The 16,866-nt window shown below is 31.8% G+C and carries 12 protein-coding genes; 6 read left to right on the forward strand and 6 right to left on the reverse strand.

All coding sequences use genetic code 11. From position 1 onward, the window contains the following. Positions 1-21 precede the first annotated feature (21 nt). Positions 22-2,022, forward strand: a complete 2,001-nt coding sequence (locus L0U72_RS00980; RefSeq protein WP_233898170.1) for a protein-disulfide reductase DsbD family protein — start codon at positions 22-24, stop codon at positions 2,020-2,022. Between the two features lie 154 nt (positions 2,023-2,176). Here L0U72_RS00980 and L0U72_RS00985 read toward each other — a convergent pair whose 3' ends face one another. Then, positions 2,177-3,487, reverse strand: coding sequence for a S28 family serine protease (locus L0U72_RS00985; protein WP_233883778.1), 1,311 nt, complete (start codon positions 3,485-3,487; stop codon positions 2,177-2,179). Between the two features lie 135 nt (positions 3,488-3,622). Here L0U72_RS00985 and L0U72_RS00990 point away from each other — a divergent pair, with 135 nt between their 5' ends. From L0U72_RS00990 to L0U72_RS01010, 5 genes are all read left to right on the forward strand, one after another. Next, positions 3,623-4,582, forward strand: coding sequence for an ornithine cyclodeaminase family protein (locus tag L0U72_RS00990; protein WP_233883779.1), 960 nt, complete (start codon positions 3,623-3,625; stop codon positions 4,580-4,582). A 28-nt stretch (positions 4,583-4,610) separates the two neighbouring features. Continuing rightward, a complete protein-coding gene (locus tag L0U72_RS00995) occupies positions 4,611-5,678 on the forward strand; it encodes a proline racemase family protein (RefSeq protein WP_233898171.1) in 1,068 nt (355 codons plus the stop codon). Positions 5,679-5,885: 207 nt separating this feature from the next. Beyond that, the gene (locus L0U72_RS01000) at positions 5,886-7,871 is read left to right on the forward strand and encodes an MGH1-like glycoside hydrolase domain-containing protein (RefSeq protein ID WP_233898172.1); all 1,986 of its coding nucleotides are present in this window, start codon (positions 5,886-5,888) and stop codon (positions 7,869-7,871) included. A gap of 5 nt (positions 7,872-7,876) precedes the next feature. Further along, entirely contained in the window at positions 7,877-8,389 is a 513-nt protein-coding gene (locus L0U72_RS01005; RefSeq protein ID WP_233898173.1) for a GNAT family N-acetyltransferase, read from the forward strand. Positions 8,390-8,395: 6 nt separating this feature from the next. After that, entirely contained in the window at positions 8,396-11,425 is a 3,030-nt protein-coding gene (locus L0U72_RS01010; RefSeq protein ID WP_233898174.1) for an aminotransferase class III-fold pyridoxal phosphate-dependent enzyme, read from the forward strand. A gap of 270 nt (positions 11,426-11,695) precedes the next feature. Here L0U72_RS01010 and L0U72_RS01015 read toward each other — a convergent pair whose 3' ends face one another. Genes L0U72_RS01015 through L0U72_RS01035 form a run of 5 tightly spaced genes read right to left on the reverse strand, consistent with a single transcriptional unit; the run spans position 11,696 to position 16,856 of the window. Further along, positions 11,696-12,916, reverse strand: a complete 1,221-nt coding sequence (locus tag L0U72_RS01015) for a M24 family metallopeptidase (RefSeq protein WP_233898175.1) — start codon at positions 12,914-12,916, stop codon at positions 11,696-11,698. 1 nt (position 12,917) lies between these two features. Then, positions 12,918-14,219, reverse strand: coding sequence for an aminopeptidase P N-terminal domain-containing protein (locus L0U72_RS01020; protein WP_233898176.1), 1,302 nt, complete (start codon positions 14,217-14,219; stop codon positions 12,918-12,920). Positions 14,220-14,263: 44 nt separating this feature from the next. Further along, a complete protein-coding gene (locus tag L0U72_RS01025; protein ID WP_233898177.1) occupies positions 14,264-15,511 on the reverse strand; it encodes an NAD(P)/FAD-dependent oxidoreductase in 1,248 nt (415 codons plus the stop codon). Between the two features lie 28 nt (positions 15,512-15,539). Next, positions 15,540-15,812: a DUF3781 domain-containing protein gene (locus L0U72_RS01030; RefSeq protein ID WP_198912825.1), complete on the reverse strand. Its 273-nt coding sequence runs from the start codon at positions 15,810-15,812 to the stop codon at positions 15,540-15,542. A gap of 36 nt (positions 15,813-15,848) precedes the next feature. After that, positions 15,849-16,856, reverse strand: a complete 1,008-nt coding sequence (locus tag L0U72_RS01035; RefSeq protein WP_193699611.1) for a 4-hydroxyproline epimerase — start codon at positions 16,854-16,856, stop codon at positions 15,849-15,851. Positions 16,857-16,866: the final 10 nt, after the last annotated feature.

Raw genomic sequence — 16,866 nt, forward strand, 5'->3', positions numbered from 1 at the left:
AAAAACTTATTTCAAAATTAAATGAAAAATATATATATCATATTTCTAACGTTATTGATTAACGTATCTGTTTCAGGTCAAATATTTAACCCGATTCAATGGAGTACCAAAGTCGAAAAAATTTCTGATTCAAATTATAAATTAATAACGCAAGCTACCATCAAAGAAGGCTGGAGCTTATATTCGCAAGATGTACCCAAAGGAGGTCCTATTCCAACAACATTTACCTACGATGATAACGGTGGCGATTTAAAAATAATAGGAAATACTAAAGAACCAAAAGGAAAAGTAAAATTTACAAAACTCTTTAGTGACCAAGGAATGAATATTAAATCATTCGCTAATAAGGCTGTTTTCATACAAGAAATAACGATAAACAATGCCAATCAAAAAATAAAAACCGTAAATGCTTTTGTTGAATTTATTGCCTGTACAGACGAGCAATGTTTGCCTCCAAAAGAAATTGATTTAGTTTTTGATATCAGTAAAGCCGTTTTAAAAAAACAAAATACTACCGAAACAACAAAGTCCGTCAATAAAGAGGAAACTAAGAAAGATAAAAGAGGACTAATTGCTATATTTTTTATCGCTTTTTTATCAGGATTTGCCGCCTTATTAACGCCCTGTGTTTTTCCAATGATTCCAATGACCGTTAGTTTTTTTACCAAACAAAGTAAAAATAAAGCAAAAGGAATTAAAAATGCTATTATTTATGGAGTATCAATTATCGCCATATATGTTTTGCTAGGTACTGTTGTTACTTGGGTTTTTGGAGCAGATGCTTTAAATGCATTATCCACTAATGTTTGGTTTAATATTGCTTTCTTTTTAATTTTAGTGATTTTTGCCATTTCTTTTTTAGGTGCTTTTGAAATTACCTTGCCAAGTTCATGGGCAACCAAAGTAGATGCAAAAGCAGATAAAGGTGGTTTAATAGGTATCTTTTTTATGGCATTAGCCTTAGCGATTGTTACTTTTTCTTGCACAGGTCCTATTGTGGGAACATTATTGGTTGAAGCGGCATCAAAAGGAGGTGTAGCACCAATTGTAGGAATGTTAGGTTTTTCATCAGCAATAGCATTACCATTTGCTTTATTTGCCGCATTTCCTGGTTGGTTAAATTCATTGCCAAAATCGGGAGGTTGGTTAAATACCATAAAAGTTGTTTTAGGATTTTTAGAATTAGCCTTAGCTTTTAAATTTTTATCAAATGCCGATTTAGTATTACAAGCACATTTCTTAGAAAGAGAAGTATTTATCGCTATTTGGATTGCTATATTTGGAGCATTAACCTTATACTTATTAGGTAAAATTAAATTACCACACGATAGCCCAGAGCATCATATATCCGTAGGAAGATTGTGTTTTGGTTTGGTTGTAGGAACATTTACCTTATACATGTTGCCTGGTTTATGGGGAGCTCCTCTGAATTTAATAAGTGCTTTTCCACCACCACAATATTATAGTGAATCTCCGTATGGCGTTGGATATACCAAACAAAATGCCTTGATTGTTGGAAATAAAAATACAGATCCTCAACTTGATAAATTAGTTAATTTACCAGAAGGAGCGCATATAATGCCTCCACATGATATCATATCATTTCATGATTATGATACAGGTGTAGCGTATGCTAAAAAAGTAGGAAAACCTATAATGATCGATTTTACAGGACACGCTTGTGTAAACTGTCGCAAAATGGAACAAAATGTTTGGGTACAACCTAAAGTATTGGATATTTTAAAGAATAAAGTAGTGCTAATTTCGCTATATGTCGATGATAAAAGAAAATTAGAAGAAGATGAAATTGTAGTTTCTAAATTAAATCCGAACAAAAAATTAAAATATATCGGGCAAAAATGGAGCGAATTACAAACCATAAAATACAAGGCAAACTCACAACCTTTTTATGTATTGATGGGACACGATGAAGCAAATTTAATCGCTCCAGCATCTTACACACCAGATGCCAATGAATATTTTAATTGGTTAGAAAAAGGAATTTCAAACTTTAAGAAATAGTCAAATTAACGTTAAAAAGTCATGCTAAATTTATTGTAGCATCGCATAAAATAAAAAACACTTTAGATATATCTAAAGTGTTTTTTTGTGAATACTATTGCGTTCTAATTTTATTTATCAATATAAATAAAACACATATATAAGCTGATTTTAATTATTTTAAAGGATATAATTTTACATCCTTTCCTAACCAAGCTTGTAATTTTGCGTAAATTTTTTGTTGATCTTCTTTTGAAAAATCTTTAATTCTAGTCGCATGAGAACCACCTTCTAAAACCATTTTTAACGCATCAACACCTTGTTTTGGTGTTGGTCCACAAGCACCCCAAGGGTCATAAGCTCCCTGAATATATAAGATATTCGTTCCTTTTGTTTCAATATAATTTCTGATTTCTTTAATGTATTCAGGATTATACGTTAAATCTACATTTTTAGGAGCAAATCTACTATTACTAGAACTTTTAACAACTTTTAATAAATCTTTTACAGGTTCTAAATCGAAACCATAATATCCTAATTCTCTAATATGCTGATAAAAAGAAGGCAAAAGTTTATTGAATCCTGCATCATTATAAACATAAAAACCAGAAATTTTATTTAAATAGTTGAATAATTCTTCTGCTGAAGCATCTTTTGAAGGTAGATCTTCACATTTTCCGCTTCCCCATTGCCAGAAAGAAAAAGGAAATTCTAAAACAGCATATTCTAACGCTTCTTCTTGAGAAAGTTCCGTAAAGTTCATTTTTTTAGTTTCAGCATGTGTTGCTAATAAGGCTAAAACTTCTTTTCTGTTATTTAAAACGGCTCTTTGAAAAGTTTTAATATCAGCTCTACATTCGTCGCTACCAACTGAATTGATTAAATCATTGGTTCTTGGGTCTTCTAATCCGTTAATTAACGGTGCAACATACGGCACCGCAACATCAATATCTTTTGGATATTTAGCTTTATAAATTAAGGTCGTTTCTCCTCCTTTACTAATTCCTGATGATAACCATTTACCAGCATATACGCTTTTTAATTTGGTAACAATGTTATGATAATCTTCAATAGCATTGTCGTTGGTTAAATATTTCCAAGGAATAGAATCGGGTCTTGATTTTCCATACATTCTGTATTCTACAATTACTTGATTGGCTTTGAATACTTTACTTAATTCAGTTGTTCTATTTCTAGAATCATATCCATCGGTAATTAAAACCGTTGGACTGTTGTAATCGGCATGTGAAACATACATGTAATGGTCAAAAGTTCCTTCCGAAGGATTTTTAGGATTTAAATGTTGTTTCAAAACAACTCGGTAGGCTTCGGTAAAATGATCTTTGGCTTCAATAGAATCTATTTGAGCTTTTGGAAACGTTGTTTGTAATTGTTGTTTAAATGATACGATTTTTTTTTCTGTAGTTGTTTTACATGATGCAAAAACGACTAAAGATACAAGTAGGAATAATTGTAGTTTTTTCACTTTATTAATATTTTTTGATAAAAATACAGGCTTTATGGTGTTTGCTCTGATATTATTTTAACAAGTATATTGCTTATATTGGTATATATGTAGTTAATATGTGGTGGATTGTTTAAAAATAGCTATTTTTAGAAGATGAAAACAATTATCCAAATAGACAGTAATTTTATCGAAAACAACACTAATTTTTCAGAATTAGTTGCTGAATTAAGAACTTCTTTTTCATCAAAAGATACGATGGTTCCTATGCGTCATCATCATGATTTTGCGAATCCAAAAGTAAATGCGGATTCGACCTTATTATTGATGCCAGCTTGGAATCCGAGTAAAGATGCGGGGGTAAAAATAGTAACGGTAAGTCCAGAAAATCAGCAGTTTGATTTGCCTTCTATTAACGGAACGTATATTTATTTAGATGCCACAAAAGGAACTATCAAAGCAATTTTAGAAGCAAAAAGTTTAACAGCAAAACGTACGGCAGCAGCATCTGCTTTGGCATCTTCTTTTTTATCAAGAGAAAATTCATCATCATTATTGATGTTAGGAACAGGATCTTTATCAATCAACTTAATTAAAGCGCACGCTTCGGTTCGTCCAATTAAAAATGTATTTATTTGGGGACGTAATTTTAGCAAAGCACAAGCAATTTGTGAAACGCTTAAAAATGAAAGTTTTACAATTACTGCTGTTAAAACTATCGAAGAAAAAATATCCGAAGTTGATATTATATCATCTGCAACGTTGTCAAAAACACCGCTAGTTTTAGGGAAATATTTAAAGGCAGGGCAACATGTTGATTTAGTTGGAGCGTATAAAAAAGATATGCGTGAAGCTGATAATGAAGTAATTACGAAAGGTTCAGTTTATATTGATACCTATCAAGGAGGATTAAAAGAAAGTGGCGATATCTTAATTCCGTTACAAACAGGCGTTTTAAAAGAAGAAAACATTAATGCAGATTTATTTGAATTATGTTCTGGTGAAAAAACAGGGCGTAAAAATGAAGAAGAAATTACGGTTTTTAAATCGGTAGGACATGCTTTAGAAGATTTAGTAGCGGCGAGTTATTACTATAAAAAACATAAAAATCAGTAAAAATAGGTTGTCAAAATAAGTTATCAAAATGAGTAAAACATATCAAAATATACTTTCAAATACTGATTTTAAACCCAATAAAGATTGGTTACAAATCAAAACAATTGACATGCATACTGGTGGCGAACCGTTGCGTGTAATTATTGATGGATTTCCTGAGTTAAAAGGGAATTCGGTGTTAGATTATAGACGTTATTGTAAAGATAATTTCGATAATTTACGAACCGCTTTAATGTTTGAACCTCGTGGACATCCTGATATGTATGGTTGTATTTTATTGCCTCCCAATGATGATGAAGGAGATTTTGGAATTATATTTCTTCACAATGAAGGTTATTCGACCATGTGCGGTCATGCGATTATTGCCATTTCAACCTTAGCTGTTGAAATGAATTGGATTGATGCAAGAGAAGGTGAAAATATTTTAAAAATTGATGCTCCTTGCGGACGAATTACATCATTTACGAATGTAAGAGATGGCAAAGTAATAGGGGTTCGTTTTCATTGTGTGCCGAGTTTTGTGGTTGGTTTAGATAGAACAGTGGAAGTTGAAGGATTAGGAACTGTTACCTATGATTTAGCCTACGGAGGTGCTTTTTATGCGTATGTCGATATGGCAAAAAACAATTTTAATTTTGATTTAAGCACTGATTCTTATCGTGATTTAATTACTAACGGAATGAAAATCAAACACGCCGTTATGCAAAATGATACTGAAATTACACATCCTTTAGAACTTGATTTAAGTTTCTTATACGGAACTATTTTTGTTGATAACACCAAACAGCCTTCAGGAAATGATAGTAGAAACGTCTGTATTTTTGCAGAAGGAGAAGTTGATAGGTGTCCAACAGGTTCAGGGGTTTCAGGAAGAATGGCGATTCATAAAAAAAGAAACGAAATTGATTTTAATCAAACAATGAGTATTGAAAGTATTACAGATTCGGTATTTATAGGTTCTGTTGTTTCTGAACAAGATTACGGCTCTTTTAATGCGGTAATTCCGCAAGTAGAAGGTACAGCATATATTACAGGAATGCAAACTTTTGTAATCGACCCGAATGATCCAATGAAAGATGGGTTTATTCTTCGATAATATATTCTAAATAAAAAGGTTGTCAATATTAATTGACAACCTTTTTTGTGCTTTTTTTTAAAAATAATATAGTTTTCCTAAAAAGTGAAGTATATTTATTACTTCACTAAAAAACAATAATTAGCAATTAAAAATAAAATTTTCATCAAAATAAAACAATTAATACGTTGGTATAAATTGGTATAAAATGAATAATTTAAACAAAGTATGATTAAACAAACACAGATATTAGTAGTAAGCTTATTTATTATTTTGTTAAGTTGTAAACAGAAAGAAGATAAAAAACAAGTAGAAACAACTTTATACAGCAATATACTTAATTATGTTTTTACACCTAAACATAAATTTGACAAAAAGGGCCTAATGTTTTCTGACCAAGGAGCTTGGTTTGGATATAGTTTTCCTGAAACTACAAATATTATAGGTTTTTCAGGACCTTTTTTAATGACACAACAAAATGGTGTTTGGAGTAGTGCTTCATTAACGAACTTGATTGTTAAAAATACCGCATGGAAATTAAGCGATACGGAAAGTTACAGCAGTCATTTAGAACAAACTTTTTTATCAGAAAAATTAGAACTAAAACAACAATTGGTTTTTTCTTCTGGACATACAGCAATTATAAAATCAAGATTAAAAAATAAAAGCAATTCAGTACAAACGATTAATTATAGCTTTAAAAATAAAGACTTATTAGCTGACGGATTGAAGTTATCAGTAAAAGAAAATAATTTAACAATTAAATCAGCTTTAACAAATGCTGTAGGTCATATTATTTTTCCTAAAGATATACTTTTAACAGCATCAACAGACAGTATTTACACTTCAAATGAAATAGAAATTGTATTAAAGCCAAATGAAACAAAAGAATTTATAATTTCTCAATCATTTATTTTTAAAGAATATTCTTGGGGTAAAGAACGAAAGAATATCCAAAACATCAATTTTGATACTGTTTTAAAAGATAGAAAATTAGAAAAAAATACCGAATTACAGTCGTTAATAAAAAATAGAAAAACTCAATTTAATGATCATAAATACGCTGAAGTATTAGCAAAAACACAAGTAACTTTACAAAATAATTGGAGAATTCCTGCTGGAGAATTAAAAGATGAAGGTTTATTTCCTAGTTATCATTATAAATGGTTTCACGGTTTTTGGTCTTGGGATTCATGGAAACACGCTGTTGGTTTATCTTATTACAATACTGATTTAGCTAAAAAACAAATCAAAGCAATGTTTAATCTTCAAGGTGAAGATGGTTTTATTGTAGATTGTATTTACAGAGATACTTTAATTGAAAAACATAATTATCGTGATACAAAACCACCATTATCTGCATGGGCAATTACTAAAATTTATAAAAAAGATAAAGATATTTCTTTTGTAAAAGAATTTTATCCGAAGTTAAAAAAATATCATCAATGGTGGTATAATAAGCGTGATCATGATAAAGATGGTTTATGTGAATATGGTTCTACAGATGGAAGTTTAATTGCTGCAAAGTGGGAGAGCGGAATGGATAATGCCATTCGTTTTGACAATTCTGAAATTTTAAAAAATGGAGAAGGAGCTTATTCAATCAATCAAGAATCAGTAGATTTAAATGCTTATTTATATGCTGAGAAATTATTTTTATCAGAATTAGCCACTATTTTAGAAAACAAAAAAGAGGCTGACGATTTTAAAAAAGAAGCTAAAAAGTTGAAATTGATAATTCAATCACAATTTTACGACCCAATAGATGGTTGGTTTTACGATACTACTTTAGACGGAAAAACATTTATTAAAGGTGAAGGAAGTGAAGGATGGACAGCACTTTGGGCAAATGCAGCAACACAAGAACAAGCAAAAGCTGTTAAAAATAAAATGATGAATCCTAAGAAATTTTTCACAAAAGTACCTTTTCAAACTATGAGTGCCGATCATGAAAAATTCAATCCTTTAAAAGGATATTGGCGTGGTCCTAATTGGTTAGATCAGGCTTATTTTGGTGTAAAAGGTTTACGTAATTATGGTTTTGATAAAGAAGCCGATAAAGCAACTATTCAAATTTTAAAAGGAGCTGAAGGTGTACTTGGAAAAGGAAAATCTATTAGAGAAAATTATCATCCTTTAACAGGAGAAGGCTTAAATGCTGAAAATTTTAGCTGGAGTGCTGCACATATAATGATGTTATTACAAAAAGATTAATTTTTATGAAAATAAGACATTCTATTACTGATGATTTAAAAAATATAATGACTATCATTCATTATGCTCAACGATATTTAGCATCTTTAAATATTGATCAATGGCAAGATGGTTATCCTGATAAAGCCCAAATCAATAAGGATATCGAAAATAAAGAGAGCTATGTATTAGAAAATGAACAACAACAAATTGTAGCTACTTTTATGTTTACAAGCTCTAAAGAATCAACTTATAATTCAATTGATGGAACGTGGTTGACCACTACTGATGCTACTTATGGCGTTATTCATCGTGTTGCGGTGGCAGAAAATTGTACTCGTAAAGGAATTGCCGAAATGATTATAACTTATTGTGAAAAATTATTACAAAATCAAGCGATTAATTCAATGCGAATAGATACTCATACAGATAATTTAGGAATGCAATATATTTTAAAAAAATTAAATTACAGTTATTGTGGTATTATTACTTTAGATAGTGGTGCTACTAGACTCGGTTATGAAAAATTATTATCATAAGAAAAAATGGACTATACTCAAATAAAAATATCGACTGAACAAGCAGCGGAAATTCTTTTTAAAACCTATAATATTAAAGGAGTCGCTACAGAATTACCTGGGGAATTAGATTTTAATTTCCGAATAAAAACACCAAATTCAGAAGGATATATTTTAAAAATTTCTCGCCCAAATGAAGAAGAGAATTATTTGGATTTTCAACAGAAATTATTACAATATGTTGCCGAAAATAATGCTGAAATTATTGCTCCAAAAGTTATAAAAGATATTGAAGGAAACGTAATTTCAACGATAATTGACGCTTTCGGAAATGCTCGAAAAGTTCGTTTGTTAAGTTGGATTTCAGGTAGAGTTTGGTCATCTGTAAATCCGCAATTAGATAGTTTACGTTTTAGTTTAGGTGAACAATGCGGATTGTTAACTAAAGCTTTACATGGTTTTGAACATCCACAGGCAAAACGAGAATTTGTGTGGGATGTTGCACAATCACTTTGGACAAAAAAACATATCAATTTATTTGAAAACGAGCAAAAAGAAATTATTAGCTATTTTCAAAATCAGTTTGAAAACAATAAAACTAGCTACGATCTTTTACGTAAATCGGTGGTTCATAATGATGCGAATGATAACAATGTTATTGTATCAAAAGAGCTTGTAAATCCAACAGTAAAAGCAGCAATTGATTACGGCGATGCCATTTATACACAAATAATTAATGATGTTGCCATTGCGTGTGCCTATACGATTATGAATCATAACGAGCCGTTGGAAGCTTCGTTAGATATTGTGAAAGGCTATCATCAAAATTTTCCTTTACAAGAAAAAGAATTGATGCATTTATACGATGCGATTGCCATGCGATTGGTGATTTCGGTTACAAAATCGGCAATTAATAAAATTGAAGAACCGAACAATAAATATCTGCTGATAAGCGAAAAACCTGCTTGGGAAGTGCTTGAAAAATGGCGTGAAATTCATCCAGATTTTGCCGAATATAATTTTAGAATTGCTTGTGGTTTTACAGCGCATCCGAATGAAAAAAAGTTCGAAAATTGGAGTTTACAACATACTTTTTCTTTAAGAAATTTATTTCCAACAGTTCAAAAAAACAATCTTTTTCCAATTGATTTAAGTGTTTCAAGTACTTGGATTGGGCATGAAAAAGAAGCAAATAATCTATCACTTTTTCAGTTTAAAATTGATGAATTACAAAAAGAAAATCCTACAAAAATTATTGGCGGTGGTTATTTAGAACCTCGTATTTTTTATACTGCTGATGCGTATCAAAAAATAGGAAATAACGGAAAAGAAAGCCGAACAATTCATTTAGGAACCGATTTTTGGTTGCCAAAAAACACGCCTGTTCACGCTCTTTTAGATGGAGAAGTTGTTATTTCTTCGGATAATCAAGGCGATAAAAATTACGGTGGATTATTGGTGTTAAAACATCAAGCTGATAATTTTGAATTTTACACTTTATACGGACATAACACGCCCGAAAGTGTGCAAAAACATCAAGTAGGCAACCGAATTTTAAAAGGTGAGAAAATTGCCGAACTTGGAGATTATACAGAAAATGGAAACTGGGTTCCTCATTTACATTTTCAAGTATTATTATCACTTTTTGATTTAAATACAGATTTTCCAGGCGTGGCATATTTAAAAGAAATAGAGGTTTGGAAAAGTGTTTGCCCAAACCCGAATTTGCTTTTTAAATCTGATGAATTAGCCGAAAATAATACGATTTCAAACAACGATTTAATTAAGTATCGAAAACAACATTTAGGGAAAAGTTTAAGTTTGCAATATAAAACACCTATAAAAATGGTGCGTGGAGCGGGGCAATATTTAATCGACCAATTTGGAAATAAATATTTAGATACCGTAAATAATGTTGCGCACGTTGGGCATGAAAATTATAATGTTGTCAAAGCTGGGCAAAATCAGATGAGTTTAATTAACACAAACTCACGTTATTTGCATGAAAATATCAATAATTTAGCTAAAGAACTGATTGAAACTTTACCGCCAGAATTAAATGTGTTACATTTTGTAAACTCAGGAAGTGAAGCAAATGAATTAGCAATTCGAATGGCAAAAGCTGTTACAGGCGAAAAAGATATTATTGCAAGTGAAATCGGTTATCACGGAAACGCTAATATGTGTATTGATATTTCTTCGTATAAATTTGATGGAAAAGGAGGAAGTGGCGCTCCAGAATACACGCAAATATTTCCTTTAGCCGATAGTTTTAGAGGGAAGTATCGAGGTGAAAATACCGCAAAAAAATATGCTGACGAAGTTCAAAAATGTATCGACACGATTCAAGAAAAAGGACGAAATGTAGGTGCTTTTATCATCGAGCCGATTATTAGTTGTGGCGGTCAGGTAGAATTACCAAGAGGTTTTTTATCTGAAGCATATCAAAAAATAAGAAAAGTTGGTGGTGTTTGTATTTCTGATGAAGTTCAAACTGGTTGCGGAAGAATGGGGAAAACTTTTTGGGGTTTTCAATTGCATAATGTCGTTCCTGATATCGTAACGATCGGTAAACCCTTAGGAAATGGGCATCCAATTGCGGCGGTTGCTTGTACTCAAAAAGTTGCTGATGCTTTTGCAAACGGCATGGAATATTTTAATACTTTTGGCGGAAATCCTGTTTCTTGTGCCATTGCAACCGAAGTAATTCGTACGGTAAAGCGTGATAAATTACAAGAAAATGCGTTGGAAGTAGGCGAATATTTAAAATCGGAATTAAAAGAACTCTCTAAAGAATTTCCAATTATTGGCGATGTAAGAGGGCAGGGGCTTTTCTTAGGAATTGAATTTGTAGATTCTGCATTAAATCCGTTGGCTTCTCAAACCGATTATCTCGCAAATAGAATGAAAGATCATGGAATTTTAATGAGTACCGATGGTCCTGATTACAATGTTTTAAAAATTAAACCGCCTATTATTTTTTCTAAAGAAAATGCCGAAGAAGTACTTTTTTATCTGAATAAAATATTAAAAGAAGATTTTATGAAGACTATTTAATGCTCTAAAAACAAGAATTATTTGAAGCTATTTCCCGCTTTCCGCACTCGCTCTTTTTTGAAGAAAAATCAAAAAAGGAGCTCAAACAATTGCTACAATCGGGGCTAAGTCTATTTACTAAATTACTGCTTGTTTTTTAGATAGTTTTTATTTAAATAATTTTTAAAACTGTATAAAATTAAAAAACGCAACTTCTAAAGATAAAGAGTTGCGTTTTTTTTTATAAAATCAGTTAAATATCATTATAAATTTAGTGTAATTTTTTAAAATTTATTTTGAAATTCCAAAAGGATCTTCAATAGTATGCATTGGTTCTGTAAACCATTTTGGACCATTTTTTGTCATATAAATATGGTCTTCATGGCGGATTCCAAATTTATTAGGTACACAAATCATTGGTTCATTACTAAAGGTCATTCTTTCGACTAAAACGGTATTGTCATTTTTAACAATATACGGCCATTCATGAATATTTAAACCAATTCCATGTCCAGTTCTGTGAGGTAAACCTGGTAAAGTATATTTTGGTCCAAGCTGATGACTTTCTAACATTTTTCTGGCAGCAGCATCAATATCAGCACAAACATTCCCTAATTGAGCAGCATCAAAAGCCGCTTGTTGGGTTTCTTTTTCGATATTCCAAATAGATTTTTGTAAATCGTCCGCTTCTCCAAAAATATAGGTTCTTGTAATATCAGAAATATAATTGTGTAATACACAACCTGTATCTACTAATACAATTTCGTTTAATTCTAAATTTTTAGGCGTTTTTACACCATGAGGAAATGAAGAATCGACACCAAATAATACAATACAAAAATATGAACCAGCAGTTGCACCGTAACGAATATGTGCTTCGTGGATAAAATCTTCTACTTCTTTAGCTGAAATTCCGACTCTTAAAATACGTGCTGCTGCTTTTTGAACCTCTAAAGTGATGTTCATAGCATGTTGCATAATAGCAATTTCAGCATCCGATTTTATCATTCTACAACCTGCCGTAATTGGCGTTGCACTTTCTAAAGTAAAAGAAGTATTGCTTTTATTGATACCATCAACAATAAAGAAAGGCGTTGCTTCATCCATCAAAATAATACCTTCGGTTACGTTATTTTGAATTAGAATTTTAGTAAATAATTTATAAGGGCTTTTGTGTTCTTCCCAACAATTTACGTCGCCTTTTATCAGCATGAAATCTAAAATTGTTCCTTTTTCAAACTTTGGCGCGATAAAATGCAAATCGCCATTTTGAAATAAAATTGCACCCACCATTCGTTCGCTTGAACTCCATTTCATTCCTGTGAAATAGAATAAATTTGTTCCAGCGTGTAAATACATTGCTTGCTTATTTTGATCTTTCATCAATTGGCAAGCTTTGTTTATTCTTTCTTGAAATTCTTCTTTTTGAATCGGTTCAACTAAGTGAGCCGTTGGAGTTATTGCATTTAATTCTGCTTCTATGGTAGAACCTCCGATTCCAAATGTATTCATTCTAATTTTTTTTAGTATTCATTAATGCTTCAATATCCTTAATTTCGATAGGCATTTTAGCAGTTAAATTGATGTTTCCATTTTCTGTAATTAGGTAATCATCTTCTAATCGACAACCAATTCCTTCTTCGGCGATATAAATTCCAGGCTCGCAGGTTAAAATCATTCCTGCTTCAAAAGGACGAGAATATAAACCAACATCATGCACATCTAACCCTAAATAATGGGCTGTTCCGTGCATAAAATATTGTTTATATAAAGGTTTTTCAGGATCTTGATTTGCTACTTCATCAGCATTTAATAAGTTTAATTTTATCAATTCTGCTTCTACTAAACTTGCCATATTTTTCTCATAATCGGCAGGTAAAATTCCAGCTTTTAGAAGTTTGCTTCCTTCTTTTAAACAATGTAAAACAGCAGAATAAACAGCAGCTTGTCTTTCTGAAAATTTTCCATTTACAGGAAAACAACGGGTGGTGTCGCTATTGTAATTTGCATAGCAAACGCCAAAGTCAAGTAAAATCATTTCACCGTCTTTACAAACCGAATCATTGGTATTATAATGTAAAGCGCAAGCGTTTTGTCCTGAAGCAACAATCGGTTGAAAAGCGTGATGTGAAGCTCCAGATTTCACTAAATTATAGGTTAATTCTGCTTCTAATTCGTATTCATTTTTGCCAGGTTTACAGGCTTTTAAAATACGAGAAAAAGATTGTACACTAATATCCGCTGCTTTTTGCGTCAATTCGTGTTCTATTGTTGATTTTACAGGACGTAAATCACGGGTGATTTTTGCTGCTCTATAATAAGTGTGTAATGGATATTTTTCTTTACACCATTGAATCATTCTATCCTGTTGGGTTTGTTGATTACTAGTGGCACGTTTATAATGTTCGTTATGTCCTAAGTAAAAGGCATCGGCTTCAAAAGCCATTGCTTGTAAAACGTTTTCAAAATCTTTGTTCCAAATTACTCTTGAAATCCCTGAAATTTCAGTAGCTTTTTCTTGGGTTAATTTTTCACCGTCCCAAATTTTGATAAGTTCACTGGTTTCTTTTATAAATAAAATCGCGCGATTTTCTTTTTTATAAGCATCAGGATAAAGCACTAAAATAGTTTCTTCTTGGTCAATTCCCGAAAGGTAAAAAAGGTCATTATTTTGTGCAAATCCCATTACATCATCGGCATTGTTGTGTTTCACATCGTTTGATGTTAAAATAGCAATGCTGTTGGGTTGCATTTTGGCTGTAAAACGCTTTCTATTTTCTATAAATAACGAGTTATTAATTTGTTCGTAACGCATAGTATTATTGATTCAGGTGCTGTTAATTTATTGTGTAGCGTATTTTACGCGTATCTTTCTGTATGAAACGGGCTTAAATCGAGGCTTGTTTTTTTATCAGAAATTACTTCGGATATTAATTTTCCTGTTGCGGGTCCTAAACTCCATCCCATCATTGCGTGTCCTGTTGCTACGGTTACGTTTTTCACTTTTGATAAACGTCCGATATATGGCAATCCATCAGGCGAACACGGTCTTAATCCAGAGGCTACATCGTCAATTTCTTTTTGGCTAATTTTTAAATTCTGATAAAAGTGTTCACTTGCTTTTGCGATGGCATTTACACGTACTTTATTGATGTTGGTATTAATTTTATCAACTTCCATAGTTCCTGCAAAACGTGTAAAACCGTTCATTGGTGTTACGGCAACTTTTGCTTCCATTAAAATGGCAGGAATGGTAATTCCTGTTTCTTGAGATACATTAATTCGGTATCCTTTTCCAGCTTGAATAGGAATTGTAGTGTTCAATTTTTTCATTAGAATTTGCGACCAAGAGCCAGTTGCAACAACTATTTCATCAGGAGTAAATTCTTGTTTATTTGTTTTTAGAGAGGTTACTTTATCGCCAGTTACGTTGATGTCTAGTACTTCTTCATTGGCTAAAATTGTAACGCCATTTTTCTCTAAATATCGTTTTAATTGTGGCATAAATTCATTTGGAGTCATGTGTGAATCCGTGTGATAATAAATGGCACCTTTAATATTTAAACCTGCATTTGGTTCTAATTTCAGTACTTGTTCTTTGGATAAATTCTCAACATTTAAGCCTTCTTGAATGGCACGTTGTCCTGTAATCCATTCTTCTTCGCCTGTTTTATCGGTTTGATAACACATTAACAATCCTTTATGCTGATAAAAGAAATCAAAATCATTGGAAGCTTTTATTTCTTCGTATAATTCTCTACTTAATAAGTTGATATCTTTTATAGTTTTGATAGAACTTTCTACCTTTTCTTTGGTAGATGCTTTTTTAAAGAGCCATGACCATTTTACAAAGTCATAATCCAATCGAGGTTTTACAGAAAAAGGACTTTCTGAATCAAACATCCATTTAATTCCTTTGTTAATCATTCCTGGAGCCGCCAAAGAGATAATATGACTTGGCGTAATATATCCTGCATTTACATAAGAGGCACCGCTTGAAAAATCAGATTTATCAATAACGGTAACTTTATGTCCTTCCTTTTGAAGGTAATACGCTGAACATAAGCCTATAATTCCTCCACCAATAATTACTACTTCTTTTGACATTTATTTGAATCTATTGTTTAAGATATTTTTAAAATTTACTCTTTTTACTGATACTATTTACGGTAATAATTCTAAAAGTACTTGCGTTAATTGTAATGGTAATCAGATGTTTTTTGCTGGTTACGTAGAAATTTTTACCTATTTTTTCGTAGTATTCTAAAGGTGTATCTTCCAGCACTTTTTGAATAAGTGTTTCAATTTCAAATTTAGAAAATGCTGTACCGAGCTTTTTATTTATCCGTGGATAAACAAGCTCGGTATAGCAATGTTTTAGTACTATTTTATATTTGTTTATTTCCAAATTTAAAGTTCCAAATTTAAGATTGAAGCTATTTTTTTATATTACTTGAAATCCGTGTGCATACGGATCGTCTTGATCATCAATAATAATATTATTGTATCCAAAAACTTTAGCCCAACCTTGAATACTTGGTATAATTGCTGGTTTTCCGTTTAAGGTTGTTTCTTCTTCTACACGCCCAATAAATTTACTTCCGATAAAACTTTCGTGAATAAATTCTTCTTTTAGTTGAAGTTTTCCTTTGGCGTGTAATTGTGCTAATCTTGCTGAAGTTCCTGTTCCACAAGGGCTTCTATCGATGGCTTTATCACCATAAAATACGGCATTTCTACCAGAAGAAGTTGGGTCAATAGGATTTCCTGTCCATAACATGTGTGTTACATCTCTGATGGTATCATTTTCAGGATGAATAAACATATCAGGATATTTTTCATTGATTCGGTCTCTAACAACTTGCGAATATTGGATTATTTTACTTGCGGTAAAATCGTGTACTCCAGAGAAATTTTTCTGCGGATCAACAATAGCGTAATAATTTCCTCCGTAAGAAACATCAAAAGTAATCTCGCCTAATTCAGGGCAATCGATGGTTAAATTTTCGGCTGCTAAATAACTTTTTACGTTTGTTAAACGTACCCAATCTACTTTTTTACCTGTTTGACCGTATTCGATATTTACCAAACCAGCAGGTGCTTCCATTTTAATTTTTCCAGGAATTTTTGGAATAATTAAACCTTCTTCAATAGCGATGGTTATTGTACCGATAGTTCCATGTCCGCACATTGGCAAACATCCAGAGGTTTCAATAAATAAGATTCCAAAATCGTTTTCAGGATTGTGAGGTGGAAATAAAATACTTCCACTCATCATATCGTGTCCTCTTGGTTCGAACATTAAACCTTTGCGAATCCAGTCATATTCTTTTAAAAAATGCTGACGTTTTTCGCTCATATTTGCTCCAATTAAATTTGGACCTCCACCTGCTACAACTCTCACGGGATTTCCGCAAGTATGTGCATCAACGCAAAAAAATGTTTTTCTCATAGTAAAATTG

This window comes from Tenacibaculum piscium, assembly GCF_021390755.1.
Taxonomy (GTDB): domain Bacteria; phylum Bacteroidota; class Bacteroidia; order Flavobacteriales; family Flavobacteriaceae; genus Polaribacter; species Polaribacter piscius.